27 protein-coding genes are annotated in these 26626 nt (G+C 51.7%); 13 read left to right on the top strand and 14 right to left on the bottom strand.

Annotated features, from left to right (window positions below; all coding sequences use genetic code 11):
• Window positions 1-178: 178 nt before the first annotated feature.
• The gene (locus KO508_RS17455) at window positions 179-1249 is read left to right on the top strand and encodes a GGDEF domain-containing protein (RefSeq protein WP_252738174.1); all 1071 of its coding nucleotides are present in this window, start codon (window positions 179-181) and stop codon (window positions 1247-1249) included.
• A gap of 62 nt (window positions 1250-1311) precedes the next feature.
• Here KO508_RS17455 and KO508_RS17450 read toward each other — a convergent pair whose 3' ends face one another.
• On the bottom strand, window positions 1312-1518 hold the full coding sequence (locus KO508_RS17450) for a cold-shock protein (protein WP_071266268.1): 207 nt from the start codon (window positions 1516-1518) through the stop codon (window positions 1312-1314).
• A 293-nt stretch (window positions 1519-1811) separates the two neighbouring features.
• Here KO508_RS17450 and KO508_RS17445 point away from each other — a divergent pair, with 293 nt between their 5' ends.
• Both KO508_RS17445 and KO508_RS17440 read left to right on the top strand, forming a co-directional pair.
• On the top strand, window positions 1812-2666 hold the full coding sequence (locus tag KO508_RS17445; protein WP_216009542.1) for a crotonase/enoyl-CoA hydratase family protein: 855 nt from the start codon (window positions 1812-1814) through the stop codon (window positions 2664-2666).
• A complete protein-coding gene (locus KO508_RS17440; RefSeq protein ID WP_216009541.1) occupies window positions 2667-3269 on the top strand; it encodes a CPBP family intramembrane glutamic endopeptidase in 603 nt (200 codons plus the stop codon).
• Here the strand turns inward: KO508_RS17440 and KO508_RS17435 are convergent.
• Window positions 3266-4132, bottom strand: a complete 867-nt coding sequence (locus KO508_RS17435) for a LysR family transcriptional regulator ArgP (RefSeq protein WP_216009540.1) — start codon at window positions 4130-4132, stop codon at window positions 3266-3268. The two genes, KO508_RS17440 and KO508_RS17435, sit on opposite strands and share 4 nt — an antisense overlap.
• An 88-nt stretch (window positions 4133-4220) precedes the next feature.
• Between KO508_RS17435 and KO508_RS17430 the strand changes: the two genes are divergently transcribed.
• The gene (locus KO508_RS17430; RefSeq protein ID WP_216009539.1) at window positions 4221-4841 is read left to right on the top strand and encodes a LysE/ArgO family amino acid transporter; all 621 of its coding nucleotides are present in this window, start codon (window positions 4221-4223) and stop codon (window positions 4839-4841) included.
• A gap of 37 nt (window positions 4842-4878) precedes the next feature.
• Window positions 4879-5292: an alternative ribosome rescue aminoacyl-tRNA hydrolase ArfB gene (gene arfB, locus KO508_RS17425; RefSeq protein WP_216009538.1), complete on the top strand. Its 414-nt coding sequence runs from the start codon at window positions 4879-4881 to the stop codon at window positions 5290-5292.
• On the opposite strand, the gene KO508_RS17420 is transcribed toward arfB, so the two are convergent.
• Window positions 5283-6362, bottom strand: coding sequence for an alpha/beta hydrolase (locus KO508_RS17420; RefSeq protein ID WP_216009537.1), 1080 nt, complete (start codon window positions 6360-6362; stop codon window positions 5283-5285). The genes arfB and KO508_RS17420 overlap by 10 nt on opposite strands.
• Before the next feature lie 93 nt (window positions 6363-6455).
• On the opposite strand from KO508_RS17420, the gene KO508_RS17415 reads away from it, so the two are divergent.
• Complete coding sequence (locus tag KO508_RS17415; RefSeq protein ID WP_216009536.1) at window positions 6456-6773, top strand: putative signal transducing protein; 318 nt, start codon at window positions 6456-6458, stop codon at window positions 6771-6773.
• A gap of 16 nt (window positions 6774-6789) precedes the next feature.
• Here KO508_RS17415 and rluF read toward each other — a convergent pair whose 3' ends face one another.
• The 4 genes from rluF to KO508_RS17395 form a co-directional block, all read right to left on the bottom strand.
• A complete protein-coding gene (gene rluF / locus KO508_RS17410; RefSeq protein ID WP_216009535.1) occupies window positions 6790-7707 on the bottom strand; it encodes a 23S rRNA pseudouridine(2604) synthase RluF in 918 nt (305 codons plus the stop codon).
• A 134-nt stretch (window positions 7708-7841) separates the two neighbouring features.
• Complete coding sequence (locus KO508_RS17405) at window positions 7842-8666, bottom strand: DUF6160 family protein (RefSeq protein WP_216009534.1); 825 nt, start codon at window positions 8664-8666, stop codon at window positions 7842-7844.
• Window positions 8667-8765: 99 nt separating this feature from the next.
• Window positions 8766-10577, bottom strand: coding sequence for a choice-of-anchor D domain-containing protein (locus KO508_RS17400; protein ID WP_216009533.1), 1812 nt, complete (start codon window positions 10575-10577; stop codon window positions 8766-8768).
• A gap of 258 nt (window positions 10578-10835) precedes the next feature.
• The gene (locus KO508_RS17395; protein ID WP_216009532.1) at window positions 10836-11858 is read right to left on the bottom strand and encodes an AraC family transcriptional regulator; all 1023 of its coding nucleotides are present in this window, start codon (window positions 11856-11858) and stop codon (window positions 10836-10838) included.
• A gap of 205 nt (window positions 11859-12063) precedes the next feature.
• On the opposite strand from KO508_RS17395, the gene KO508_RS17390 reads away from it, so the two are divergent.
• Complete coding sequence (locus tag KO508_RS17390; RefSeq protein ID WP_354668054.1) at window positions 12064-12756, top strand: class I SAM-dependent methyltransferase; 693 nt, start codon at window positions 12064-12066, stop codon at window positions 12754-12756.
• 32 nt (window positions 12757-12788) lie between these two features.
• Here the strand turns inward: KO508_RS17390 and KO508_RS17385 are convergent, their stop codons facing one another.
• The 6 genes from KO508_RS17385 to KO508_RS17360 form a co-directional block, all read right to left on the bottom strand.
• Window positions 12789-14234 (bottom strand): phospholipase D-like domain-containing protein, encoded by a 1446-nt coding sequence (locus KO508_RS17385; protein ID WP_216009531.1) that lies wholly within the window; start codon window positions 14232-14234, stop codon window positions 12789-12791.
• An 18-nt stretch (window positions 14235-14252) separates the two neighbouring features.
• Window positions 14253-14987, bottom strand: a complete 735-nt coding sequence (locus KO508_RS17380) for a glutamine amidotransferase (RefSeq protein WP_354668053.1) — start codon at window positions 14985-14987, stop codon at window positions 14253-14255.
• A complete protein-coding gene (locus tag KO508_RS17375) occupies window positions 14984-15709 on the bottom strand; it encodes a YebC/PmpR family DNA-binding transcriptional regulator (protein WP_216009530.1) in 726 nt (241 codons plus the stop codon). The genes KO508_RS17380 and KO508_RS17375 overlap by 4 nt, the downstream gene beginning before the upstream one ends.
• Window positions 15710-15806: 97 nt before the next feature.
• A complete protein-coding gene (locus KO508_RS17370; protein WP_216009529.1) occupies window positions 15807-16607 on the bottom strand; it encodes an MBL fold metallo-hydrolase in 801 nt (266 codons plus the stop codon).
• A gap of 149 nt (window positions 16608-16756) precedes the next feature.
• A complete protein-coding gene (locus tag KO508_RS17365) occupies window positions 16757-17185 on the bottom strand; it encodes an SRPBCC family protein (protein ID WP_216009528.1) in 429 nt (142 codons plus the stop codon).
• A gap of 102 nt (window positions 17186-17287) precedes the next feature.
• Window positions 17288-18163 carry an AraC family transcriptional regulator gene (locus KO508_RS17360; RefSeq protein WP_216009527.1) on the bottom strand — a complete coding sequence of 292 codons (876 nt, stop codon included), beginning with the start codon at window positions 18161-18163 and terminating at the stop codon, window positions 17288-17290.
• Window positions 18164-18337: 174 nt separating this feature from the next.
• Between KO508_RS17360 and KO508_RS17355 the strand changes: the two genes are divergently transcribed.
• The 6 genes from KO508_RS17355 (at window position 18338) to KO508_RS17330 (ending at window position 25032) form a co-directional block, all read left to right on the top strand.
• Entirely contained in the window at window positions 18338-19831 is a 1494-nt protein-coding gene (locus KO508_RS17355) for a CoA-acylating methylmalonate-semialdehyde dehydrogenase (RefSeq protein WP_216009526.1), read from the top strand.
• Window positions 19832-19857: 26 nt separating this feature from the next.
• A complete protein-coding gene (locus KO508_RS17350; RefSeq protein ID WP_216009525.1) occupies window positions 19858-21024 on the top strand; it encodes an acyl-CoA dehydrogenase family protein in 1167 nt (388 codons plus the stop codon).
• A 26-nt stretch (window positions 21025-21050) separates the two neighbouring features.
• The gene (locus KO508_RS17345; protein ID WP_216009524.1) at window positions 21051-21830 is read left to right on the top strand and encodes an enoyl-CoA hydratase; all 780 of its coding nucleotides are present in this window, start codon (window positions 21051-21053) and stop codon (window positions 21828-21830) included.
• Window positions 21831-21860: 30 nt separating this feature from the next.
• A complete protein-coding gene (locus tag KO508_RS17340; protein ID WP_216009523.1) occupies window positions 21861-22943 on the top strand; it encodes an enoyl-CoA hydratase/isomerase family protein in 1083 nt (360 codons plus the stop codon).
• Between the two features lie 62 nt (window positions 22944-23005).
• A complete protein-coding gene (mmsB, locus tag KO508_RS17335; protein ID WP_216009522.1) occupies window positions 23006-23893 on the top strand; it encodes a 3-hydroxyisobutyrate dehydrogenase in 888 nt (295 codons plus the stop codon).
• Between the two features lie 185 nt (window positions 23894-24078).
• Window positions 24079-25032 (top strand): DMT family transporter, encoded by a 954-nt coding sequence (locus KO508_RS17330; RefSeq protein WP_216009521.1) that lies wholly within the window; start codon window positions 24079-24081, stop codon window positions 25030-25032.
• A gap of 44 nt (window positions 25033-25076) precedes the next feature.
• Here the strand turns inward: KO508_RS17330 and ccoG are convergent, their stop codons facing one another.
• Window positions 25077-26468: a cytochrome c oxidase accessory protein CcoG gene (ccoG, locus tag KO508_RS17325; RefSeq protein WP_216009520.1), complete on the bottom strand. Its 1392-nt coding sequence runs from the start codon at window positions 26466-26468 to the stop codon at window positions 25077-25079.
• Between the last annotated feature and the right edge of the window lie 158 nt (window positions 26469-26626).

Genomic DNA, 26626 nt, shown 5'->3' with positions numbered 1-26626 from the left:
TCAACGTGAGTTTTGGAACATAGGTTTTGCGTGAAGAGGTAGGTACGTCTATTCTAGATGGGCGTTAGTGTTGCGCAGACACGCTTGCATGCAAGATGAGCTGTTTTACTAGCCCGTGTTGGATAGACACCGTTTTTTGATGGGTTAGTTGGTTCAATAACTAGGGATTTTCGAATTCATGGAAAGCAATGCTGCCATGCCTGACTCCTCGTATCGTAAAGAGCGTGGCCCCCAATTCTGGCGCGTTGCCCGCCAAGCCTGCCAACTTGCAGGCGCTGTTGATGTGTCATTTTTTTTCTTATTCCACATTCTTGGATCCCCCATTTTGGCGTGGGTCAATGTTATCAGTGTGTCTATGTACGTTGCCGCATACTACGCATTAGGGCGTCAGCAGAATCGTTTGGCTATCCGGCTCATCTGGACTGAGGTTATTGTTCATTCTGCCTTGGGTACCGTTTTGATCGGTTGGGGCAGTGGTTTCCATTATTACCTGCTTATGTTCATTCCTGCCTTGTTCGTTACCATGCCCCTTAGGAGTGCGGCTCTGTCATTGGTCGGGCTTTGGGGGTATTACGTAGGGCTGGATATTTTGATGTGGTTTATTGCGCCTATTCAGCCGATATCATCCGGTGCTTTGCTTGGTGTTCACCTGTTTAACCTGAGCATTGTGTTTGCTATGTTCAGCTACCTGTCCTTTTACTATTTGAGCATGGTGCTTTCAGCTCAGCGTAAACTTCGCAGGTTAGCCACCATTGATCCGTTAACAGGGCTCTTTAATCGGAGTCACGGAAGTGAGTTGGCTGAAAAGGAAATTGGACGGTTCCAGCGGGAAGGACATCCGGTATCGTTTATGCTGCTCGACGTGGATCACTTTAAATTGATCAACGATCGTTACGGGCATGAAATGGGGGATAGGGTGCTTGCCAAGATCGGACAGTTAATATTGGCGCAGCTAAGAACCCAAGATCTTGTAGCTCGTTGGGGTGGTGAGGAGTTTTTGATCATTCTGCCAACTACGAGTATCGATAGTGCCTTGTCCAGCGCGGAAAGAGTGCGAGATGCGCTTTGCAGTTACGACTGGAAAGCTATCGATGGAGTAGCAATGGATGTCACTATCAGTGTGGGCGTTAGCGAATTTTGCGAAGGTGACGATATAGCTTCAGTTATTCGCCGTGCAGATCAGGCGCTATACCGTAGCAAGGCCGGAGGTAGGAATAGGGTTGAGCAGGAGGAGGTTTTAGAGCAATAAAACACAGATTTCCAGACAGCAAAAAGGCAGCCGAAGCTGCCTTTTTTAGCGTTGTCTGTTAATTAAACAGCAACAACGTTCTCAGCCTGAGGACCTTTCTGGCCCTGAGTCACGGTGAAGTCAACTTGCTGGCCTTCAGCCAGAGTCTTAAAACCGCCGCCCTGAATAGCGCTGTAGTGAACAAATACGTCGGGGCCGCCTTCACGAGTGATAAAGCCAAAACCTTTTGCTTCGTTGAAAAACTTAACAGTACCGGTAACAGTAGACATAATATAATCCTGAATTCAATCTTTTAAAGTGCCGCCAGAACATCATTTTGATGGCTGGTCAGCGGTATGCGGAAACAAAAAACGGGCGTGATCAAAAACAGGACGTACAACTACTGGAATGCGTCATATTGATGAAGTGCTTTGCTAAATCTTTCCAACGAGGGCCACTGTACCTGCTGGCTAGTGAAAAGCAAAGAATTTTCTTGTAAGTATAAACCCGACATTTTTAGCAACATAGCGTATGTTTGCGTCTGTGTTTTAGTATTTGCGTAAATCAATAGAGGAGTTTTGTCTTGTCTGAGCTATCCACCTACGAAAGTTTTGCCGTCAGCGTTGAAAACAAGATTGCCCATGTGCAGTTCAAACGCCCGGAATCGCTGAATTCCATGAACAAGGCCTTTTGGCTTGAGTTGCCCCTCTGCATGCAGGATATTGAAGCGAACAGCGATGCCCGCGTAATTGTGGTGTCATCCACGGGTAAGCATTTCTCGGCAGGCATGGACCTTGGTGTCTTTACAGATCCTAAAGCGGTACCTATGAGTGGCGACCCCGGCCGCATGGCAGAAAACTTGCGCCGGGTTGTGTTGCAGCTTCAGGACACGCTAACGTCGCTGGAGAATGTTCGTTTGCCGGTACTGGCGGCGATCCATGGGGGCTGTATAGGCGGTGCGTTGGACTTGGTGTGTGCCGCGGATAGCCGCTACTGCACGGAAGATGCCTATTTCACCATCAAGGAAACCGAGCTTGGCATGACGGCCGATGTGGGCACGTTACAGAGGTTGCCCAAGCTGATGCCGGAAGGCGTTGTGCGCGAACTCGCATACACTGGGCGTAAACTGACTGCGCAGGAAGCGAATGGGCTGGGCTTTGTGAACGCGCTTTACCCCGATCAGGAATCGTTGGTTTCCGGTGTAATGGAGATTGCGGCTAAAATTGCAGCCAATTCGCCGCTGGCGGTCACGGGTTGCAAAGAGATGCTCAATTACAGCCGTGAGCACACGGTAGCGGATAGCCTGAAGTACATGGCAACCTGGCAGGCAGGTATGTTCCGACCTACCGATATGATGAAAACCTTCCAAGCGAAAGCCCAGAAGCAAGCACCTCAGTATGATGACCTCTTCCCTGTGAAGGGATTGTTTGAAAAATAAATGGCAGTGAAGAGTCTGAATAAATCAAAAATTACTCCAATTGCCGCCCTGATATTTCAGGGTGGGATTGGGGTTGTCGGGCTTTTGGTTATTCTGGTTGCGGGCATCCCGGTTCAAGGTTTTGGAGCCGGGGTTTGGCCAAGTGTGTTCTATGGTGTTCTGGGCGCTCTATGCACCTATGCTGGGTTGCTACTGGCCTCGCAAATCCCCGGTTTGTTCCCGGCAGATCTCGACCGGCAAATGCGTGGATTATACAAATTTGCGTCTGGGTACTCGTGGCCTGCTCTTATTTTGCTCTCTGTCTTTGCGGGTGTAGGAGAGGAGCTTTTATTCCGCGGAGCGGTGCAAGGCTGGCTTGCTGAGCATACGGGGCCAATTGCCGCAGTGATAGCAGCATCCTTGCTTTTCGGCCTCGTACACTACGTTTCCTTCACTTACTTTGTTATCGCAACCGGCCTTGGGCTGGTGCTGGGTATGGCTTATGCGATAACCGACAGCCTTCTTTTGGTTATGGTTTGGCATGGCGTTTACGACATGATAGCTCTGTTCTGCCTGCTCCGGTTTCCTGGGTGGTTTGGCGTTAATGTGCGACCAAAAGATTAAGGCCGAGCCGCTTTCAGTGCAGTTGTCAGGCGCTCCATAACACCTCCGCTATGACGCCAGAAGTGCCAATACAACTCAACTTCAAGAGATTGTCCGGGAGCAATACTGACGAGACGCCCCGCCTTGATTTCGTGCTGCGCCTGAATCTCCGGGATCATGCCGTAACCCATGCCTGCCAACGCCAGTTTCACGAACCCTTCAGAAGATGGGCATAGATGATAAGGGAAGGCGCCGTGATAGCCATTTTGAGCTAAAAACCGGTGCTGCAACTGATCGTTTGGCCCGAATACAATTGCAGGCGCCGACTGCAGGCTCTGTTCATTGAAACCTTGATTGAAATACTGTGTTTTATACGAAGGCGTTGCCAATGGCAGATAGGTCATGCTGCCGAGTGGAATGCACCGCGCTCCAGCTACTGGTTGCGAGTTGCTGCATAGGCACGCTGCGACATCACCTTCGCGCATTCGGCGCAGTGCAATGTCCTGATCTTCAACCAGCATATCCAGCAGCAATATTTCGCTCCGACAGAACTCTCCAATAGCCATTGCCCACCAAGTCGCGAGACTGTCTGCATTCAGGGCAATACGCAGTCGTGCGGTGGGCTCGGAAAGGGTTGGGAGTGATTTTGCAAGATCGCGTTCAAGCAGCTGAACCTGTTGAACGTGGTTTAGTAACTGTTGGCCCGCGGGTGTGGCTCTGGGAACAGGGCTGCGAAACAGAACTGGCTGTCCGATGCGCACTTCCAACGTTCGAATACGCTGCGAAATAGCGGACTGGCTTAGACCGAGCACAGCGCCTGCCCGCTCGAAACCTCCCGTCTCGATAACAGTGGCAAGAGCTTCCAATAATTTGTAATCAATCATAAGAAAAACTGATACGTCATTATGAATATGAATTTCAAGTATACCGTCATGCGGTTATTCTTGCGGCATCAAAAAAGGAGTAAACATAGTGCTTGAGGGTTCGCTAGAGAGCTACTTGACGGGATTGATTGTCTGCGGCGGTATCATTGTTGCTATTGGAGCGCAGAACGCTTACGTACTGAGCCAGGCTATCCGGCGCGAGCACCATTGGTGGGCTGCTGGTTTGTGCATGTCTGCAGATATTACGCTTTTTACGCTTGGTATGTTTGGAGTGAGTGCGGCTTTAATGGCCATGCCACAGGCGCTGGAAATTTTGCGTTGGTTGGGCGTGGCTTTTCTCGGGTGGCTGGCTCTTCAGGCGTTTTATCGCGCCAGTCGGGGCAGGGCGGCACTTGAAACCGGAGAGGTGTCCCGTCGCAGTTTAAAAGGCGTTCTTTTTACCACCTTGGCGGTCACCTTGCTGAACCCGCAAGTGTATCTCGATACGCTCTTATTGATTCCGGCGGTTGGCGCACAACAGGAAAACGCAACTACCTTTGTGGCAGGCGCTAGCAGTGCATCTGTTCTTTGGTTTGGCTTGCTCGCTTGGAGCGGATCGGCACTGGCACCTGTTCTTTCGCGCCCGCTAGCCTGGCGAATCATCGATGGCGTAATTGGTGTAATGATGGCGGCTATCGCGTTTCATCTTGCGTTCAACGGCAGTCTATAGTCAGGTTACGGTTTGAAGGATTTGGTATCCTAATGCCATGTTGAAACTATCCAATACTGTCGAAATCGCGGACTGGGAAATAGAAATTACACAGATTCGAGCTCAGGGTAATGGTGGCCAGAACGTTAATAAAGTGGCCTCGGCGGTGCACCTGCGCTTCGATATTCAAAATTCCGCTCTGCCGGCCTTTTATAAGACGCGGCTTATGGCGCTGCAGGATCAGCGCATAAGCAAAGAAGGCATTATCGTGATCAAGGCGCAGTCTTTTCGTACGCTGGAGTTAAATAAAGATGATGCTCTGGAGCGCCTGAAGGAGATGATTCAGGAGGCGGTCAAAGTGCAAAAGGTGCGGCGCGCTACCCGGCCTTCAAAGTCTGCACGGCGTAAACGGGTTGACCGCAAAACCCAGAAGGGCAAAACCAAAGCCCTGCGCGGTAAAGTTCAGGTCTGAGCAGCTGCTATTGGCCGGGATTTACGGGATTCGATATCTCTAATAAACACCTCTATGTCAGCAAACGCTTCTTCAGCTTCCGGCAGCATGGGCGTGAAAATTTGCCATACATGAACCATACCCGGCCAAGTATGCAGTTCTACAAGCGAGCCGGCTGCTTTTGCTTTGGCGGTGTATCGCCGTGCGTTATCCAATAGCATCTCCGAATCACTGGCCTGAATCAATGTGGGCGGCAGATTGGCGAGATTGCCCAGAAGGGGCGATGCAATAGGGCTGGTGGGGGAAATGCGAAAGGTCGCCAGTGTTGCCCACCAGATCACCGGCCGGGGAACTTTAGAGAGGCCACCGAACATTGGCCCCAACATAGGGTCTGTAGAAATATTGTTGCGGTTACTGGGCGCCGACAGTGTGAGGTCGGTAGAAGGTGAAAACGCCACAGCACCGTCAGCCTGACGCAAGCCATTGTCGCGAATCCATGCCAGCAGTCCAAGGGTATGGCTTCCACCGGCAGAATCCCCTGCGATTAAAATGAATTCTGACTTTGACTCGCCTTCCGGACCGTTTTCCAATAGCCAGGTGTAGGCTTTGCGGCAGTCACGCACACCGTCCATAAACCGATGCTCTGGCATAAGGCGGTAATCCAGAGAAAAAACGGCAGCATTGGCAATGTGGGACAGCCGGTCTGTAATAGATCTGTGGCTCCGGGGGCTGCCGACCGCCCAGGCCCCGCCGTGAATGTAAAGAATCCTTCGCCGTGTGTCGGCCCCTGGGGCAATCACCCACTCGCCTTTCGGAGTGCTGCATTGGCGGAATTCCGATTGCAAATCCAAACCGTCACTAAGGCTGTCCATATGCTTTCGCATCGCGAGTAGTCTCGCTTTGCCACGAAGGCCCGCGCCCGCTCTGCGCATTTCTTTTAATCGCTCCAGCACATTTTGATTTTCGGCACTGGGGCTTGCCTCCCTAACGGAATACTCCTCTTTATCGAAGTGCGACAAATCTTCCATCCGAAACACAAGCAGAGTCAATGCAACAATAACCACTATGACGACAGCGATAATCCAGAACATGAGTTGTCCGTATCTTTAGAGTTGGCCCTTCAAGCATAGGCGCACTATGCTTTGATTAGGAAGCACCTTTAATGTCACAAAAGGGGGCAGACATTGCAAATAGCCTATCGGGCCAAAGATATTACTGAGGCACACATTGTCGCAGGTTTGTTGAAAGCGAACGGCATCGAAACCTTCGTGGGCGGCCAGTATCTTCAAGGCGCGATGGGTGAAATAGGTGCAGCGGGCTTTAGCAATGTTCATGTGGAAGATGACGACCTCTACGCGGCCCGGAAGCTGATAGTAGAGTACGAGGCGAACAATCAGCCTGCGCGAGCCACAGAAAGCAATGATGGCAAGCCGAACGCCTATGCGCGTTGGTTTTTACTGGCTACGGCGGTTTTTGCACTTGTATGGCTGAATTTAAGATAAGTGCAGTAATTATAGCTTACCGCTTAACACTTCTTTGTCTTGGCTTTCCGGGTTTTGGCCGCTTTGATGATTTGGTTTTTTTACCGGCTTCAGACCTGCCGCCGGGAGCTTTAGAACCCGATTTGTGACCTGATCTCGGTGGCCGCGGAGGGCGTTTGGGTTGTCCGTTTGCTTTCTTTTTAGCTGCAGCAGGCTTATCCGGAGCGTCGTCAGAAGATGAATGACGTATCGCTTCAAAAAGTCCTGCCAACTCTTTCTCCGTTAGATCCCGCCATTGACCTACCGCCAACCCTTTCAGGTTAACGTTCATAATACGAACGCGCTCCAGCCGGGTAACCTCAAACCCGAAATGCTCACTCATCCTGCGAATTTGGCGGTTCAGTCCTTGCACCAGCGTTATGCGAAATACAAAACGGCTTTCTTGCTCCACTTTGCACTTTTTGGTCATTGTGCCAAGGATAGGAACGCCTCCGGCCATACCTTGAATAAACGACTTGGTGATGGGTCTGTCGACGGTTACAACATATTCTTTTTCGTGGTTGTTGCCAGCTCGAAGGATTTTATTGACCAGATCGCCGTTGCTGGTCATGAATATCAGCCCCTGCGAATCCTTGTCGAGGCGCCCGATAGGGAAAATGCGCGTGCTGTGGCCAACAAAACGCTGGATGTTGTGTTTTTCCGCATCATCAGTGGTGCTGACGATACCCACTGGCTTGTTCAAGGCGATAAGCACCAAGTCTTCTTCAGCTCTGGGCTCGATGATCTGGCCGTTTACTCTAACGGTATCTGTGGGTAAAACCTGATCGCCCACGCAGGCGCGCTTGCCATTGATAAAGACATTGCCTTGCTCAATGTAACGGTCGGCTTCACGGCGTGAACACATGCCGCTTTCGCTAATGTATTTGTTGAGGCGCGTAGAATGATTGTTGGACATCGGTTACCCGGTTGCGAATCAGAATTCGGGCATGATACCAGCCAGATGTTAATTCTGCGCCCTTGAGCGGGATAAATGGGTAGGAGGATGGAGGGGAAGATAGGGCCCCCGGAATATTGGAGGCCCCGACAGCCTTAGTGGCCGTAGATGCGCATGGCTGTGTTCTGAACAGACAAGTTGTCCAGAGCAACAGAGCCTATCGAGGTGCCGCCTACGAGCACTTGCCCAATAGTCATGTCAGCCTCAAAGGTATTCAAGTCGATTGCCAAAGCGGAGCCGCCATTGGCTCTGGTGCCATTGTAAATGTCCATGTTTACTTTGGCGCCTAGCTTGGTGATGATCGGGTTGTTTGGATCGAAGTCTGCGCCAGTCATGTGCAGGTCACGAATGCCAAGGGCCAAAAATGGGATATCAACATCCAGATCGTCGATGGCGAACAAGGTTTGCACGTTCATCTTGTCGGTTGCGGTATCAATGCGGATTTTCAGCTCCGTTACTATACCGTCCATAGCAAAATTGTTGGCCAACAGAGTGGAGTCTGTATGTCCTTGCAATGACCACTCCCCAGTTCTAACAGCAAAGTCGATAGGTGCTGCAACTAGTGGGAATACGTTGATCAAAGCATCGCCGTCGTCCGCAATATCGATTTCAATCTTAATGTTATCGATCAGGTCGCTTGTATCGGCGAATAAAAAGTTGCGAATTGTAGGATCGGTAAACTCAGCAAACATATCGGTGCGATTGGCACCGCCGATGAAGATGTCTTTTACAGACAGAGAGCCTTCATCCGTATAAACGAACTCACCGATATTAACTTGGGTTTCCAGCTCAATCGTGACACCGGCCTGACCGGTGATGTTACCCATATGAGTGTCTCCAAGTGGCTTTAGTTCTGCGTTTGCCGCGAACGACAGGCTTGAAATGGCCAGCACCAGTACTGATTTCTTCAGGCTTTTCATAATTATTCCTTTTTTACTTTTTTGCTTTTGTTATGTGGGCCAGCCGAGAGCGATCTCAGCTGGCCCAGATGGGGCCCTATTCAATTAGCCCTGTTTTCCTTACAGCTCCGGGGTCAACGTCAGGTCGATGGTGTTACCGGAACCAGTCAGGAACTGGTTAAGAACGCTTGTCAGAAGACCGCAGTTCTCAAGTGGTGGCAGGTCGTACACGCCGCTCACTTCACCGCCAGTTGCAGGCGAGAAGTTAGAGCCTTCGACCGAGGTCAAAGTAATATCCACAGGCTGGATGGTCTGGCACTGGTCGCCGCCGCCAACTTTAATGGGAATGCCGAACAACTTGAGCTGAACCTTTGGCACCTTAATGAAAAGGTGAGAGTTTGCGGTCAGTTTTCCGTTAACCAGACTGCCAGTGGTCATTTCTGACTGCTCGAATTCCACATTCGCTGTAGCATTCAGGCGGCTGAACAGTAGCTTGATAGAGAAGTGACCAACAGTTGGTTCAACGTTCAGGTCGGCTTCGAAGGTACCGCTCGCCAGCTCCAGAAGAGTCGCGATGCTACCGTTCAGAGGCAGGGTGCTGTCCGACGAGTTGATGTAGGTAGAACCTGCCAGATCCAGCAGAAGCTCGATTTCGTTAGTCGGTGCTTCAAAGCCTTCCGCAGTTACTGGTACGGAGACTTCTGCATTTTCAGGGTCGTCAGAGGAAATAACCAGTTGTGCGTTGCGCACACCAGCAGCCGCGGCTGTGAAGCTCACTTCGGCTGCGCAAGTCTGTCCAGGAGCGACAGTGGTACAGTTATTGGTCTGCAGGAATTCGCTTGCATCAGCACCAGTAAGTGCAATGCCGTTGATCAGCAAGGTTTCGTTGCCATTGTTAGAAATGGTCACCTGTACAGAGTTACTCTGGCCAAGTTGAACTCGCCCCAAGTCTACTGAGGCAGGTGTAACTGCAATCTCAGGAATCGGCGCAAGAACACTGCGCCCGCTTAGAGCAACGTCTACAGAGCTGTTGTCTGCATCAGTTGAGTTGATGGTTAGCGTGGCATTCTGAGTGCCTTCGCCATCAGGAATATAAGTAACGTTTACATCACAGCTTTCGCCAGCAGCAATGGTGCTGCAGCTGTTGCTTTGCATGAATGCACTGGCGTTTGCGCCAGCAATCGAAACACCGTTGATGCCAAGTGCCGCATTACCGGTGTTGCTCAGAGTAACGATTTCATCTTTGGTTGTGCCAGCTTGCACGTTGCCAAAGGCTACTTCATCACGGTTTATCGCAATGCGCGGTGTTTCTACAACGTCACCCTCTACGGTAATGGTTTGCAGCAAATTATCTTGGCCTGCAAGCAGTGTACAGTTGGTTGTAATTTCACCAATCGGTGCCGGTGCAATATCACCATTGGCAGTACGAGCGACCAAGTTCAGTGTCAGACCACCAACACGGATTTCTGCGTTACCGATATCTTGATCGGTAAATGTGAGCTCTGGCGCCTGTCCGTCCGCTGGAACTGTGAATGCACCAGATTCTGAGGGGATTGGGCTTTGGGGAATGGTCAGCGTAACTGTCTGCTCAACGGTACCGCCGGCCGTAATGATCTGGTTCGTATTTACCGCGGTGCCTTCAACGGTTTCTGAGCCAACCAGCTTGAGTCCGGTGCGAGAGTCTTCGTTTACCAGTGTCAGTGCGGATACAGCGAACGCGGGCAAAGGAGAGCCAACCGTTGCGCTCGTAGGGATGTCTGCGCTGATTTCCGCACTGATAGGCTGGTCGCCGATCAGAGGGAATGGGCAAGTGAACTGCAGATTGGTCGAGACAGGGGCTGCAAGTGCGCTTCCGGCGCCGGACATTAATGTCGCAGCTGCCAGAGCGGGCGCAAGCATGCGTCCGCCGGAGTTGGTGTTCCTGTGTTTCATGAGTTCGTCCTCTGTAAAGCATCGTTATTATGGGAGGGCGCGCAGACAACACCGAAAACGACTATTTTAATCGGACTTGCAAAATACCCTTTCGCCACGCGTTTATACGCAAGTGTGCGGGCCTATTAGGCCTTTGAAGGCCCCAGCGGGTCATTGCCGTTCGCGGCATGGTTTTTGTTCAAAGCGGCGATAATGTGCAGAGAATGTCCAAACCGTGATCGGCTTCAAATTGCATGGCTGTTCAGTTGACTGGGGCCGTTAGTGGCTTTTTTGCGACTGCTTGCGCGCATCGCCGGGGGTTTTGCCTGTCCAGCTGCGGTAGGCTTTGGTAAAGCTTGCCTGATCGCTGAATCCAAGCTTTTCAGCAATGGATTCCAGCGGCACGTTAGTGTCTCTTAAGTATAGAGTCGCGAAGTTTTCCCGAATTTCGTTTCTTAATTCGCGAAAGGAGGTGCCTGCACTGGCGAGGTGTTGGCGTAGTGTGCGCGTACTTATGTCGAGGCGCCGGGCTATGTTGCCTGTGGTGCATGGTCGGCCGGGCTGGCTCATGATCATTTCCCGAACCTGCATCAGTGTCTCATCGGCCTGACCGTTTTGTTGCCCGGCTAGTTTTCGTGTTCGGGCCAAAAGAAACTGAAGGCCTACGTTATCCTTCTGGCTGGGTTGCCCTTTCAATGTCATGGTTATCTGGTTGCAGGGCGCATCGAAGTGGAACTCGCAATCCGTGGCCAGTGACTGCCATGAGTTGGCATCACGACGTGCCGAGAAAGCAAACCGGATGTCGAAGTGCCCGCATACCTCAGCTGAAACCCGATGGATGCTGCCCATGTACATTTTAGTTATACAGGGGTTGAGCTCACCAAGCCCCCAGGTGTCGAGCAGGCGAATATTGAAGGTCGGCCCGGTGGAGTTGAGCTCCATATCCATCAAGGGAAGGCCAACACGCAGGTATTGGACAATCATGCTGATAAGTTGTCGGGGATTGTTCTGGCCAAGTACCGCAAACCCGAGCAGGCCGTGGCTTGGCAAATCCAGCTGTTGCCCGAACTGGAAGGCAGCTCTCTCGTCGTTCATCAGCCAATCTGCTTTTTTCAGCACGGAGGTTATTTCCTGCATGCTGATACTTGCGTCTGGGTCATCCAGCATCGCGTCAGTGATATTGGTGTCGTTTAGAAGGGCTGAGCGCTTTACTCCTCTACGTTCCATAAATTCGATGAAGCGACGCGCATAGCGTGCAGAGATCAGGGGCACCTCAAGGGCCATACGATTTGAAATGTCCATATTCCTATCCCTGATACGAGCGAAGCCCGTAAGATCGTCGTGTTTTGCTACTGGTTCAGGCGTGAATCGGTTACTTTCTTTATTGGCGCGCAGTATAGACACGAAGCTATCGAGTCGATTTGGCAGCCCGTCACGAAATGGCCGCGATGGCCGAATATGACAAATGAAACATTTGTCAGGTTAAGCACATATAGCTGGAGGATGCTTGCAGAAACCAACACCAACAGTAGATAAAACCACGCAATTTGCCGTTTGTGAGGGTGCCGTATGCACTGTGTGTGAACAGGGTGCTTTGATTGGCTTTCGAGTTGTAGGTGGCAAAAGGTATTTGCGTTGCCAGCTCTGCGAGGCGACGTTAATGGCGCGGGAAAACTGGCTTTCACCGGAAGAAGAGCGCGCGGTTTATGATCTTCACAATAATGATCCGGGCGACTCGGGCTATAGAGCCTTTCTGGAAAAGCTAGCGCTGCCGATGATTGAGCGCACCCCATCTGGAGCGGTAGGGCTGGATTTTGGTTGCGGCCCTGGTCCGGCGCTTGCGGAAATATTGCGGGAATCCGCAATGGATGTGTCGCTGTACGATCCCTTTTTCTGCCCAGAGCCGTCAGTTTTACAGCGCCAGTACGACTTCGTTACCTGCACGGAAGTGGTGGAACATCTGCATTCTCCGGCTAAAGTATTTGCTCAGTTAGATGGCTTGCTTAAGCCCGGCGGATGGCTTGGCATAATGACGTGTTTTCAAACCTGTGATGAGCGATTCGATAATTGGCATTACCGCCGAGACCCCACCCACATTGTGTTCTATCGTGAAACAACCTTGAGGCTTGTCGCAGAGCGCATGGGCTGGGTTATGTCGGTGCCCTGTAAAGACGTGGCGATTTTTTACAAGCCTTTGTGAAAAATGAGGCGCTAACCAGCGATTAACTCGGCTCAAAATGTCGAAAGGCCAGTGGCTTCCATCAAACGGTACCGCCAGTAACGCAGCGCTGAGTCGTCCGCCCAGTGCTCGTAAGGTAGGCTCATAGTCGGGTCTGAGTCTGGGCCAGACTGCCACTGGCGGCCAAAGAAGCTCTTGGCCTTTGTGGCGAGTGCAGAATCTGGTGCAACAGAGACCCACGCATTGGTTTCCAGATTTAGGTCATCAAGATTGCGCCGAGTAAAGTTAGCTGAGCCGAGCAAAATTTCAGTAGGGCCGGCTGCCGGGTGCAGCATTAGCATCTTGCTGTGGCACTGCTCACCGAAGGTGTTGCACCAGCGTACGGGGATACCAGCTTTGTGCAACTCCAGTGCAACTTGCCGGTTGGGTATGCCGCTTTTTTGATGGCCAAATGCTTCGTTGTTGGCATCAAGTAGTACCCTCACTTTTGCACCGCGCTTATGGGCATCAAGCAGAGCAGTAACAATGTTCCGGTGTGACAGGTAGAAAAAGGCGAGATCAAGCTGGCTTCCGTTTTGGGCTCTGGAGATCATTTCAAGAGCCGTATCCCGAATCGCAGATTCAGTTTTCACTGCAATCGTTCCGGCAGCATTCTCGGCGGTTACCTCAGACGACATTTTCTGGTTGATCAGCTTATTCAGTGCCGTGTTAGTTTGGCGAGACATAGCCAGAACTGCCTGCTCACTTTTCAGAACATCTATAACCGCCGGGCCAGTAAAACTAACAGCAATGTTGCTATGCCTGCTGCTGCCATCGTGCGGGTTGGCAGACGTTATGAGAGCCCGCAGCTTATCACCCTCGTCGGCAACCAAAACCTTTCGATGGTTGGCTTTGAAGTTGGGTAAAGCGAGGTAACTGCGAACAGTAACGGGTTCGGTGCCTAGGGCATTCGGCAGCCAGCCACCCTCTGCGTTGTTGCCGAACCACTGGCAGCAGAGCCGCCAGATTGCAGACCAGGCAGGGTTGCTGTCCCGAAGTGGTCGCAGGTTGGTTTCTGTTACGGGGATACCCGCTTGCCGAAGCGCCTGAAACCATGGAGACACAGAGCCACCGTAAAGAGTATTCAGTGGGTCAGAGATGACAACAATCTCCAACTCGGGCTGCTCTGCTTTACGATTGATAAGCGCTTGGGTTAGCTGCGCCAAAAGATGGCGGTGCTCCACACCCTCAGGGCTGCTGCTGTTGAAGAGAAACATATCGACCAGGATAAAGGATTGAGCCTGACCGATGAGGCGCAGGATTTCGTCAAATATCTCGTGGTCGCGGGTTTCTGTGCCGTCGTTATGATGGATGGTGGTATCTGTCAAAAGCTTTGCGTCACTGAGAGGGTGTGCGTCGCCGTTGTAGCTGATGCCGGGTGGCAGGGGCTTGTAGCTGTGGTAGATTCCCACGCCAACCAATGCCAGAACTATAACTGCGAACAATACCTTCAGTGTCATAAACGGCTCTGTGTCGTTTTAGCCTGCATGGTTTTCTTTAACCAAATCAGAAAACCGTTCCAACAGCCCGGAGGCTTCAGGAGCATCGGTAACTGAGTTGATCATAGTGTGTGGGTTGAACCCTTCACGCTCCAAATCTGGCGCCTGCACACCCAAGTAGGCTTTCATAACAGCACTGGAAAACTCCGGATGAAATTGCACGCCCCACGCACATTTACCCACACGGAATGCCTGATGTGGCTCGAACTCATTACGACCGAGCAAAACTGCACCCGGAGGCAGGCTCAATACGGATTGTTTATGAGTGAGCTGCGCGCTGAAGTTAGGAGGCATGTCGAGGAATAACGGGTCTTCCTGAGCACTGGCCAGCAGCTCTATGCGTTTTGTCCCGCTCTCGCGGCCTTCCGGATGGTAACCAACTTCGCCACCCAGAGCGTGTGCCAGAAGCTGGTGCCCGTAACACACTCCGAGTAAGGGTATGGTTTTATCAACAACCCGAGCCAGCCATTGTGCAGCGCTTTCGCTCCAAGGTTTGCGGTCGCTTACCATGGCGGGAGAGCCGGTTACCACAACGCCGTCCCAGTCAACTGGATTAGCGGGCAGTTCACCGGCCTCGGCATTAAATACAGTAATGTCCAACCCTGATGATAGGCCGCGCAAGAACCACTGATCGAAGTCACCGAACTCTTCTTTGATGCTCGGGTAGGTGCTACCGGTTTTAAGAACAGCCACTCGTGGCTTAGATTGGCTCACTGTCCCGGTAATTCCGCGTTGTGGAAGATGTTCTGCACATCGTCCAGTTCGTTCAGCATGTCGCAAAACTTCTCAAACATGGGAATATCGTCACCTTCAACCGGTGTTGTGGTTTTCGGTAGAAATTGGATTTCATCTACTTCGAAGTCGATATCGGCAAAGGCTTCTGTCAGTGCTTGACGAGCCTTGGCGTATTCCGTGTTTGGTGTGAATACCGTGATCTGGCCGTCTTCGTTTTCAATATCGGTAACGTCGACGTCGGCTTCCATCAGAGCTTCAAGTACGGCTTCGTCGTCTTCGCCTTTGAAAACAAAAATGGCACTGTGGTCAAACATGTGGGCAACAGTGCCCGGTGTGCCGATTTTGCACTTGGTTTTCGTAAAGGCTAAACGCACATCGCCAAAGGTGCGGTTAGGGTTGTCGGTTAAACAATCGACAATCACCATGCAGTTGCCGGGGCCATAGCCTTCGTAGCGGGCAGGTGAGTAATCTTCGCCAGCGCCGCCTCGGGCTTTATCTAGGGCTTTTTCGATAACGTGAGTGGGCACTTGATCTTTCTTTGCACGATCAATCAGCCCGCGTAGTGATAGGTTGCCATCCGGGTCGGTTCCGCCGGACTTGGCGCTCATGTAGATTTCGCGCCCGTATTTACTGTAAACCTTGGTTTTGGCCTGTGCTGTTTTGGCCATGGATTCTTTGCGGTTCTGGTAGGCTCTGCCCATTTTTGCGATGCCTTCTACTTGCGAGTGAAAAGGCAAGATTTTACGCAAGAATCCCCGTTTGGGACAGGCCTATTTGGTTGACCTGTCCCGCAGGAGCTTAGATGTAGTCAACGGGCTCGCGATAGTTGTCCTGCGTCATCAGGTCGATACCACATTCTACACTGCTTACCCAGTTCAAAAACTGATCAACCATTGCTGGGCCTTCGAAGCGTTTTCCGTGCTGGGGCACAATCATTGCCACATCCATTTCACGGATCATGTTGGCCCAAAGTCGGCACACCTTCTTTGAGGCAATATACCGCCGGTGGAATCCCATCATATGGGGGATGTGGCGGTTAAAATCCTGCACCGGAAGGTGGTCGTCTGCAGCGCCCATTGATGCCCCAAGATCTCCAGAGAACAGAATTTTTGAGACAGGATCATAGAATTGCAGGTTGCCCACAGAGTGCATGAAGTGAGCAGGCAAACACTGTAGGTAAGATTCACCAAACTTTACGTTAGCACCCGCATCCGGAATGCTGATGATGCGATCGTAAACGTTGCCGCTTAGCTGATTGGTGACGTAGCTTGATACCAAATGCGGGAGGAACCGCGCCCAAAGCTTTGATGTGACGATTTTCGCACTGGTATGGACAATCCAGCGATCAATGGCGCCAATAATGTCTGGATCCTGATGCGATGCAAACACAAAATCCATATCCTTTATATTCATGTATTTGGACGCAGCAACCGCAAGCGGTGTGTAGGTGAGGTCACCGCCCGGGTCAATCAAGGCTTCGTGTTTGCCGTCAACGACCAAAAATTGATTGGACTGAACGCCTTCTCCGGTAACGAGAGAATCAAACATTAGGCACTTGTGGTGCCCATTATCAAACAGGACGATTGGCTCGTTTGCCATTTTGATCTCCGCAGTGATGAGGATCGGCTGGTAGGCCTATTAATTGCAGGGTTGCGCGGAGAGTACAAAATTGACGGATAGCAACAATTGCCTCAGGTCAATTATCTGATATCCATCAAGTAACGTTTTGTTTCACCCGAAGTTCTGAATCAGGCCAGTTTGGGAACCTGCTTGATCCCGCGACGTATGGCGTGTTCCAGCCCGGCACTGACCAATTTCCCGGTGTAAGGCACGATATCGTCAAAGGTAATGCGATAGCGAACTCGGGTGTGTCCTTCCGGGGTGTCTTCGAAGCGAATTCGGCCCAGATGGTTGCGAATCGGGCTTAAACTGGTGATGGTGTATTCAATCAGCATATCCGGCTCAAAACTAGTCACTGTTTCTTCCAGACCAATCGGGCCGATGCCAAGCTTGCGCACAGAGCCAAGGCCGTTGGGGTCTGCTTGATCGCTGTTCTTGATCCTTTTTACAGGCGCCCCGAGAAGTTTCCCGAAGCTATTGTGATCAGCGAATAGTGCAAACACCTTGCTGCGCGGTACGTCGAAGGTTTCGTCAATTTCAAAAGTATGTGTGGCCATTTTTATGCTTCTTTTGTGTCTTTCCCTCCAAGACTAACGGTTTCGCTTCTGCAACAAAAGTCGTAGATGAAGACAGGTGAGTGACTGGCCTGTTGTGCCTTGTTAATGCCTCGGCGTGTGTCTGTAATCCATTGGCGACTGCCCCATGACTTTTTTGAACAGCCGTGAGAAGTAATAGGCATCGTCATAGCCCAGACGATGGCTTACTTCTGTAAAACTCAGGCTTGTGGTATCCAGCATCTGGCATGCGCGCTCTACTTTTAGGTGAAGAAAGTGCTGAATGGGGGAGGTGCCAGTTTGTTCACGGTAGCGGGTTGCAAAATGAGCAGGGGAAAGCCCGGCAAGATCGGCAAGTTGCTCGAGTGTAATGCGCTCATCGAGATGCTCATGCATATAGTTGTTGATGGTATCCAGTTCGGCTTTTCGTTCTTGGCTTGTTTCATCAAAACTGATCGGAACCGCTGCCAGCAGTTGCCTTAGGCGATTGGCCGCGTGAATCAGGCCGCGGGCCCGAAAGCCCGTCTGGCGAACAGACAGTAGGCCGTTAAAATCCACCAACAGCCGAGGTTGCCTCCCCAAATGGCGGATGGGTGTTGAAGCATCAAACCCCATATATTTGTGAAATTCGTTAGCCAGTGGCCCGGTGTAGTGCACCCAGTGAATCGTCCAGGGGTTTTCCGGGTCAGCTGTGTAACGGTGGCTGGCCCCTGCTGGCAGTAGCAGAAGGTCTCCTGCCTCCATCGTGTAAGGCTCTCCTTTCAAGTTTAGAAAGGCCCTGCCTTCGGTGCAGTAAATCAAAAGATTGTCGCGATGATGCTCACGGTGCATGTGGTGGCCTGTGGCCCTACGATAGTGGCCGAATGCCAGTGGGTAGAGGTCCTGAGTCAGCGGATGCTCAGACAAAAGGCTAATAATAGGCGCTGGCACCACGTAGCGTATGCTGTCTTTGGGTACTGGCCATAAGGATGTTTGCGTCATGCTGAATGCTTGTGTTTTTGTGAGCTAATCGAAAGATAGTCCATCAAGGTCGAAATTTAGTCAATCATAAAGTGCCAGTGGCCGTGCTAAGGTCTCAGCATAGATTGCTCATTCATTGCCAAAGCCACCGTGCTTTGGCGCGCTTTCCGCACAACAACAAACAGGGATACCGAGATGAAAAACGTTCCGCTGTACCTAGCAGGTGAATTTGTTCAGAGCCAAACCAGCGAATGGATTGATGTTACTAACCCGGCCACGAATGAAGTGATCGCCCGGACGCCTTGCGCCACCACTGCCGAAATGCGTAAAGCCATTGACACTGCTGGCGAAATCTTCAAAACATGGAAAGAGGTTGCGGTTTCGGAACGCGCTCGTGTGATGCTGCGTTATCAGGCCTTGCTGAAAGAACACCACGACGAGATTGCAGAAATCCTGTCGCAGGAGACCGGCAAGACATTTGACGATGCCAAGGGTGATGTTTGGCGCGGCATCGAAGTTGTCGAACATGCTGCCAACGTTGCTTCGATGATGATGGGTGAAACCGTAGAAAACGTAGCCCGGGAGGTGGACACCCATTCCTGGATCCAGCCTTTGGGCGTGTGTGCAGGTATTACCCCGTTTAACTTCCCGGCGATGATCCCCCTTTGGATGTTCCCCATGGCCATTGCCTGCGGCAACACATTTATCCTCAAACCGTCCGAGCAAGACCCGCTCACGCCTATGCGTTTGGCTGAGCTGTTTGAAGAGGCCGGCGCACCGAAGGGTGTGCTGCAGGTTGTGCACGGTGGTAAAGAACAGGTTGACGTGCTGCTTACTGATCCCGCAATCAAGGCTGTGTCTTTCGTAGGTTCTGTGCCGGTTGGCCGTTACATATATGAAACCGGGACCCGCAACATGAAGCGTGTTCAGAGTTTTGCTGGCGCCAAGAATCACATGGTTATTATGCCGGACGCCGATAAACAGCAGGTTCTCAATGCCCTCGTAGGCGCGTCTGTTGGCGCAGCGGGCCAACGTTGCATGGCTATTTCGGTGGCTGTATTTGTGGGTGAAGCCCAAGCCTGGATTCCGGAACTGAAAGAGGCGATGGCGAAAGTTCGCCCGGGTGCTTGGAACGATTCCGGCGCCAGCTACGGCCCGGTGATTTCCGCCAAAGCAAAAGATCGTGTTGAAGCGCTGATTGCCACCGGTGAAGCGCAAGGTGCAAACCTGCTTCTCGATGGTCGTGGATGTACTGTTGATGGTTTGCCGGATGGCAACTGGGTTGGTCCAACCCTGTTCTCCGGTGTAACCACCGAGATGGATATCTACAATGAAGAAATATTCGGCCCGGTGCTTGCCTGCATGGAAGAAGACAGCCTGGAAAATGCCATTGCCCTGATCAATAAGAGCCCATACGGTAACGGCGTATCCATCTTCACCAGTTCCGGTGGCGCTGCCCGTAAGTTTCAGCACGAGATTGAAGTAGGGCAGGTCGGTGTGAACATCCCCATTCCTGTGCCCCTACCGTTCTTCTCGTTCACCGGTTGGAAAGGATCGTTCTACGGTGATCAACACGCTTACGGCAAGCAGGCTGTGCGCTTTTACACGGAAACCAAAACGGTTACATCCCGTTGGTTCTCCAGTGAGGCTACATCATCGGAAGCTAACTTCTCCATCCAGTTACGTTAATTGCGTTCTTCGTCAGGAGCCTAACGATGGATTTCAACCTCACAGAAGACCAGCAGGCGTTCCGCGAAGCGGCCCGTGCCTTTGCTGAAAAATCCATGGCGCCCCATGCGGCCAAATGGGATGACGAGCACATCTTTCCGGTTGATGTACTGAAAGAAGCCGGGGAAATGGGATTTATGGGGATGTACACCCCGGAAGCACTCGGTGGCATGGGGCTGTCGCGGCTTGATACATCGGTCATCGTTGAGGAACTGGCATCAGCCTGCCCCTCAACGGCTGCCTTTATCACCATCCACAACATGGCAACCTGGATGGTGGCAAGCTTTGCGTCTGATGCTCTCAAGCAAGATGTGGTACCGAAGCTGGCCAGCGGTGAGTGGTTAGCGTCTTATTGCCTAACAGAACCCGGTGCGGGTTCCGATGCAGCCAGCCTGAGAACCAAGGCGGTTCGGGAGGGTGATAGCTACATCATTAATGGCAGCAAGATGTTTATCTCTGGCGCTGGCGAAACCGATATTCTTGTGTTGATGGCCCGTACCGGCGAGGCGGATTCTGGTGCCAAGGGCATTTCCACATTCGTGATTCCTGCGGATGCGGAAGGCATTACCTACGGCAAGAATGAAGAGAAAATGGGGTGGCATTCCCAGCCCACGCGCATGATCAGCCTTGAGAACGTTCGCGTTCCCGCAACCAGCCGGGTTGGTGAAGAAGGCGACGGCTTCGCCATTGCGATGAAAGGGCTTGATGGCGGCCGCCTCAATATCGCTACCTGCTCTCTGGGAGGGGCCCAAGCGGCGTTGCTCAGAGCACGCAACTACATGCATGAGCGGGCACAGTTCGGTAAACCTTTGGCAGCCTTTCAGGCATTGCAGTTCAAACTGGCGGATATGGCGACCAATCTGGTGGCAGCCCGGCAGATGGTGCGTCTGGGTGCTTTCAAGCTGGACAGCGGTGATACCGAAGCCACGCTCCATTGCGCCATGGCTAAGCGTTTCGCAACCGATGTCTGTTTTGATGTGGTGAATGACGCACTGCAATTGCATGGTGGCTACGGATATATCCGTGAATACCCTCTGGAACGCTATCTACGCGACCTGCGCGTACATCAGATTCTGGAAGGCACCAACGAAATTATGCGATTAATTGTTGCTCGCCGTCTGCTGGATGACGGTGTGGCCGAGGCCATTCAATAATTCGCAAAAATAATAGGAGAAGGATGATGAGCGATCTGATTCAGCTCGAAAAACGCGGACACATTGCAGTATTGACGATCAACAACCCACCGGCCAATACATGGACGGCGGATTCACTGCCTGCACTGACAAATATCGTCCGTGAGCTAAATGAAGACAAGAATATTTTTGCGTTGGTTCTAACCGGGCAAGGGGAGAAGTTCTTCTCCGCCGGCGCCGACCTAAAAACCTTCGCTGATGGCGACAAGGCCCGTGCCAATGAAATGGCCCAGCTCTTTGGTGAAGCTTTTGCTGCATTAACGGCATTCCGTGGCGTATCCATCGCCGCGATAAACGGATACGCCATGGGCGGTGGCCTTGAGTGCGCATTGGCCTGCGATATTCGCATTGCCGAAGAACATGCTCAGATGGCGCTGCCGGAAGCAACCGTAGGGTTGTTGCCTTGTGCTGGCGGCACCCAGAACCTGCCTTGGATCGTTGGAGAGGGTTGGGCCAAACGTATGATTCTCTGTGGTGAGCGGGTCAAGGCTGACAAAGCACTGCAGATTGGTCTGGTTGAAGAGGTTGTGCCCGCTGGCAAGAGCCTTGAGAAGGCACTGGAACTGGCTGAATTGGCGTGTAAACAGAGCCCCTCATCGGTTGCCCGTTGCAAAACGCTGGTGATGAGTTCCCGCGATGGCCGTAGCCATTCCGATGGCTGGCGCATGGAGCGAGAGCTGTTTGTTGAGCTGTTCTCAACCGAAGACCAGAAAGAAGGCGTGAATGCTTTTCTGGAAAAGCGTAAACCGGAATGGAAAAACCGCTGAAACCCGCAACCTGCCGGTTTAAGGATTTTTATGAGCAACCAACCGATTGTTTTTGAAGAGTGGAAAACCGCTGACGGCGCGCTGATTGCTGTAGCCCGATTGAATACTCCCAAGGCGCTCAACTCACTCTCTCTTGAGATGATTCGGATGCTGACGCCACAGCTCAAAAACTGGGCCCAAGACGACCGCGTTCGTGCAGTCTGGATTGAGGCCGAAGGCGATAAAGCGTTCTGTGCCGGTGGCGACATAGTTGCCCTTTACCGGAGCATGACCGAGCCTCAGAGCGGAAGCGGCGCCAGTGTAGGTGCCGAGTTTTTCACGGAAGAATACGAAATGGACTATTTGATTCATTCGTTTCCTAAGCCCGTGGTGTGTTGGGGCCATGGCATAGTTATGGGGGGCGGTATTGGCATCATGGCGGGCGCCTCACATAGAGTGGTTACGGAAGCATCCATGCTGGCCATGCCGGAGAGCAGTATCGGGCTGTACCCGGATGTAGCAGCAGGTTGGTTTTTGAACCGTACCCCCGGGCGCACAGGGTTGTTTTTGGGCTTAACCGGCGCCCGCATGAACGCGGCAGATGCCTTGTTCGTGGGGCTTGCCGATCGTTTCATCAAGCATGAACACAAGGCAGCGGTGGTTGCTGATCTGACCGCGCATAACTGGCAGGGGGAGGACGCCTTTGCCGTGATGAGCAGTGTGCTCAGGCAGCACGAAAACCAAAGCGCCAATGCCTTGCCAGAGTCTCCGGTGCGGTCGAATTTCAATACCATCAACCGCGTCACCGATGCCGACACTCTGGCCGATATAGTGGCTCAAATGAAGGAGCTGGTTAGCGGTGAAGGCTGGTTGGCCAAGTCAACCAAGCCTTTAAGTGCCGCATCGCCAACATCCTTGGCACTGTGCTGGCAGCACTTGCGCAATTGCCGTCTGGATAGCCTTCGTGAGGTGCTCGATAAAGAGCTTACGTTGTCCAAAAACTGCCTTGGTAAAGGCGAGTTTGCCGAAGGCGTCCGTGCGCTCTTAATAGACAAAGACAAGCAACCCCGCTGGCGCTACACATCGCTGGAAGAAATGGACAGCGAGTGGATCGACAGCTTTTTCGAGAATTAGCCAAGCAGGCCGGCTGAGCATGGGCGGCCTAATCAACCGAATACAAAAACAAGGGGATGAATATGGCAAAGATTACCTTTATCGGCTTGGGCAACATGGGTGGCCCAATGGCCAGCAATCTTGTGAAAGCTGGGCACGACGTAACCGTGTTTGACCTGTCGAAAGACGCTGTGGCCGCATTGGTTTCCGAAGGTGCAAAAAATGCAGACACAGCCCACGACGCAACCAAGGGTGCCGAGTGCGTAATTACCATGTTACCGGCTGGTAAACACGTTGAAGCGGTGTATCTGGGCGAAGATGGATTGCTGGCGGCTTTGCCCGAGGGCACGCTGGTAATTGACTCATCGACTATTTCTCCCGAGACCGCACGCGGTGTGGCGGAGCAGGCAGAAGCAAAGCACATCCCGTTCCTCGATGCTCCTGTTTCCGGCGGTGTAGGTGGCGCCAAAGCGGGCACCCTGAGCTTCATTTGCGGCGGCGACGAAGACACTTTCAATAAAGCAAAACCGATTCTGGAAAGCATGGGCAAAAATATCTTCCATGCTGGAGACCACGGCGCAGGGCAAGTCGCTAAAATCTGTAACAACATGCTGTTGGCCATTTTAATGGCAGGCACCAGTGAAGCCTTGGCTCTGGGTGTAAAAAACGGATTGGACCCTGCGGTTCTCTCTGAAGTCATGAAGCAGAGTTCCGGCGGCAACTGGGCCTTGAATGTATACAACCCATGGCCAGGCGTAATGGACGGAGTACCCGCATCACGGGAGTACGAAGGCGGCTTCTTGGTCAACTTGATGAACAAAGATCTTGGCTTGGCCTTCGATAACGCTGTGAAAAATCAGGCTGCCATTCCCATGGGCTCTCTCGCCCGAAATCTGTTCACGCTCCATGCCGAGCAAGGCAACGGAACTCTGGATTTCTCAAGTATCCAGCGCTTTTATAAGCCGGAGTAGCTTATACCGGGGCGCGGTTTTCTGTGCCCCGGAATCTATCCCATTCTGTTTTTTTAGTGGGCAGATTCAAAGCAAAAACTATTGAGCAAGATAACTATAAGTAGGAGAATGATTTTTTTAAATGGAAGATCGGTAGCGCGAAAAACGTAGCCGGTTGTTGATCACGGTTGCAGGCCGCTCTACCTATGCTGACAAACACCTTTGTACTTTATTTATCGACGGTATTGATCTGGGGATCAACCTTCATAGCGATTCCTTTGCAGTTGGGCGAAGTGTCTGGCGATGTGTCCATCGCTTATCGGTTTGGCTTGTCTGCGTTGGTGCTGATGCTTTGGTGCAGTCTTACCCGGCGAAAGATGAAATTTGATTTCCGCCAACATCTCTGGATGGCAGGTCAGGGTCTGATGCTGTTCGGGTTCAATTACATGCTGGTCTATCAGGCTGCAGCCAATATCACCAGCGGTCTTATCGCGGTTGTATTCTCCACCATTATCGTAATGAATATTGTTAACGGGGCACTGTTTTTCGGTAACCGTGTTCCGCGTTCCGTTATCGTTGGGGCAGCGTTTGGGCTAGTAGGCATTTGTCTGGTATTTCTGCCGGAAATTCGAGCACTGGATGCCGACGGCACGACACTGCGGGCGATGATGCTGAGTTTGGCGGGAACCTTTATTACCTCCTTTGGCAATATGTTATCTGCACGCAATCAGTCGGTGCAGCTACCTGTTATGCAAAGCAACGCCTATGGCATGGCTTATGGTGCACTTGCGCTTGCGTTAATCGCTTGGGGTAGGGGCGAAGCCTTTGGATTTGAGACCACATGGGCTTACACAGGTTCTCTGGTGTATCTGGCTTTGGTCGGGTCGGTGCTTGGTTTCGGGAGTTTTCTCACACTACTTGGACGCATTGGGCCTGAGCGTGCAGCCTATTGCATGGTACTCTTCCCAATCGTTGCGCTGGCGCTTTCAACCGTGTTCGAAAACTACATCTGGACGGCCGAAGCCGTTGCCGGCGTGTCACTAGTGCTTGCCGGTAACCTGTTGGTGATAGTGCCTAAACACAAGTTGAAGAGGGTATGGCGGATCTTCCGACCCGCAGAAAGCCGCTCGGTAGCTAGGGCGATGCGCGATGACCAATGAATAATGCGAAGCGCATGCCGTTCTATCGAGATCTCTTTTTGTATCTACGGCACTCGACCAGTGAATCTACTTTTTGCCACTAAGCTTAAATCGCTGTCTTTAGACTGTGTCAAATAGAACTCGATTTCAGCCATGCTTTCTGCAAGCAAAGCCGGTTTTACGCTGACAGATAGCGGAAGCTCAAGCTTTTCTCCTGAACGTAAATTGATGGACGATGGGCCTATTAGATTCAAACCCTCCAATCCTTTTACACTCACATTAAATTGTTTGCGCTCGTGGCTTTTATTTATGATTTTCAGCGTGTAGCTATTTTCGATCTCGCCTTGGGCATTGAAACGGTATAGACCTCTGTCTTTGGCAACGTCGAAACTCACGAGTGGCCTCGAAGCTATGGCCCAGCCCAACGTTAACACCATTGCTACTAAAAGAGCGCCGTACGCGACAAGTCGAGGGCGCATAATGTGCAAACGTCCACCGTTGAGTTCTCTTTCGCTCGTGTATCTAATGAGTCCTTTTTCATAGCCCATTTTTTCCATGACGGAATCGCAGGCATCAATGCATGCCGCACAACCAATGCAATCAATTTGCAGGCCGTCACGAATATCGATACCTGTTGGGCAAACTTGCACGCACATCTGACAATCTACACAGTCTCCCAACCCTTTAGCTTTGTAATCTGATCCGAGGCTTCTGCCTCCTCTAGCTTCTCCACGACTTACGTCATAGCTGATTACGAGAGAGTCCTTGTCCAGCATAGACGACTGAAAACGCCCATACGGGCACATGTGAACGCATACTTTTTCTCGAAGCCAGCCTGCATTGAGATAGGTTGCAAGCGTAAAGAAAAATACCCAGAAGAAAGCCGATCCGCCCGCTTGAAACGTCAAAAGCGCCGGCACTAGGTCCCGAATCGGCGTAAAATAGCCAACAAAGGTAATAGCGGTGAACACACTTATAAGTAACCAAAGCCCATGTTTTTTAAATCGCTTGTATACCTTCAGACCGGTAAATGGGGCCTGATCAAGCTTTTTGCGCTGATTTCGATCACCTTCGGAAACTTTTTCTACCCACATAAACACCCACATCCAGACACTTTGGGGGCAGGTATAACCACACCAAACTCGCCCCGCCCATACCGTCAAAAAAAACAGTCCAAACGCGCATACAATGAGAATCGCTGACAGAAGCACTAAATCTTGAGGCCAAAACGTGCTGGAAAAAATGTGGAATTTTTTTGCCGATAGATCCCATAGAACAGCTTGACGGTCGTTCCACGTCAGCCATACCGTCCCAAAGAAAAGAGCGAAAAGGAAGGTTCCGGCTATTATTCTCACGCGCCGGAAGACTCCTTGAAAGCTGCGGGTATGGATCTTTTCGTTGAGGTGCCGCTTGGCGTCGTGAGTGTCAATGTTGTGCACTTGAATGGGTGTACCCATGAGTCATTCTCTCCGGCGTGATGCCAAGGTGTAATGGAGAGAGAGTACGCTTGGGGCCATGGTCGGTACAGGCTCAATTTTTTAAAAGCCAATAGGTACAGATGTGCTGGGCCCAGCTTAATATAATACTTGCCAACTGCGGCGGTAAAGGGAGATGG

Source organism: Marinobacter salexigens (assembly GCF_018860765.1).
Taxonomy (GTDB): Bacteria; Pseudomonadota; Gammaproteobacteria; order Pseudomonadales; family Oleiphilaceae; genus Marinobacter; species Marinobacter salexigens_A.
Note: the sequence above shows the minus strand (reverse complement) of the source record. Positions and strands in the feature narration are given on the sequence as shown.

Coding starts and splice junctions, on each gene's coding strand:
- KO508_RS17355 (WP_216009526.1), top strand. CDS start 18,338: ATGAAAAACGTTCCGCTGTACCTAGCAGGTGAATTTGTTCAGAGCCAA.
- KO508_RS17360 (WP_216009527.1), bottom strand. CDS start 18,163: ATGACGCAAACATCCTTATGGCCAGTACCCAAAGACAGCATACGCTAC.
- KO508_RS17385 (WP_216009531.1), bottom strand. CDS start 14,234: ATGACACTGAAGGTATTGTTCGCAGTTATAGTTCTGGCATTGGTTGGC.
- arfB (WP_216009538.1), top strand. CDS start 4,879: ATGTTGAAACTATCCAATACTGTCGAAATCGCGGACTGGGAAATAGAA.
- KO508_RS17330 (WP_216009521.1), top strand. CDS start 24,079: ATGCTGACAAACACCTTTGTACTTTATTTATCGACGGTATTGATCTGG.
- KO508_RS17420 (WP_216009537.1), bottom strand. CDS start 6,362: ATGTTCTGGATTATCGCTGTCGTCATAGTGGTTATTGTTGCATTGACT.
- KO508_RS17350 (WP_216009525.1), top strand. CDS start 19,858: ATGGATTTCAACCTCACAGAAGACCAGCAGGCGTTCCGCGAAGCGGCC.
- KO508_RS17375 (WP_216009530.1), bottom strand. CDS start 15,709: ATGGGCAGAGCCTACCAGAACCGCAAAGAATCCATGGCCAAAACAGCA.
- KO508_RS17365 (WP_216009528.1), bottom strand. CDS start 17,185: ATGGCCACACATACTTTTGAAATTGACGAAACCTTCGACGTACCGCGC.
- KO508_RS17435 (WP_216009540.1), bottom strand. CDS start 4,132: ATGATTGATTACAAATTATTGGAAGCTCTTGCCACTGTTATCGAGACG.
- KO508_RS17395 (WP_216009532.1), bottom strand. CDS start 11,858: ATGGACATTTCAAATCGTATGGCCCTTGAGGTGCCCCTGATCTCTGCA.
- KO508_RS17340 (WP_216009523.1), top strand. CDS start 21,861: ATGAGCAACCAACCGATTGTTTTTGAAGAGTGGAAAACCGCTGACGGC.
- KO508_RS17455 (WP_252738174.1), top strand. CDS start 179: ATGGAAAGCAATGCTGCCATGCCTGACTCCTCGTATCGTAAAGAGCGT.
- ccoG (WP_216009520.1), bottom strand. CDS start 26,468: ATGGGTACACCCATTCAAGTGCACAACATTGACACTCACGACGCCAAG.
- KO508_RS17450 (WP_071266268.1), bottom strand. CDS start 1,518: ATGTCTACTGTTACCGGTACTGTTAAGTTTTTCAACGAAGCAAAAGGT.
- KO508_RS17345 (WP_216009524.1), top strand. CDS start 21,051: ATGAGCGATCTGATTCAGCTCGAAAAACGCGGACACATTGCAGTATTG.
- KO508_RS17405 (WP_216009534.1), bottom strand. CDS start 8,666: ATGAAAAGCCTGAAGAAATCAGTACTGGTGCTGGCCATTTCAAGCCTG.
- KO508_RS17370 (WP_216009529.1), bottom strand. CDS start 16,607: ATGGCAAACGAGCCAATCGTCCTGTTTGATAATGGGCACCACAAGTGC.
- KO508_RS17400 (WP_216009533.1), bottom strand. CDS start 10,577: ATGAAACACAGGAACACCAACTCCGGCGGACGCATGCTTGCGCCCGCT.
- mmsB (WP_216009522.1), top strand. CDS start 23,006: ATGGCAAAGATTACCTTTATCGGCTTGGGCAACATGGGTGGCCCAATG.
- rluF (WP_216009535.1), bottom strand. CDS start 7,707: ATGTCCAACAATCATTCTACGCGCCTCAACAAATACATTAGCGAAAGC.
- KO508_RS17440 (WP_216009541.1), top strand. CDS start 2,667: ATGGCAGTGAAGAGTCTGAATAAATCAAAAATTACTCCAATTGCCGCC.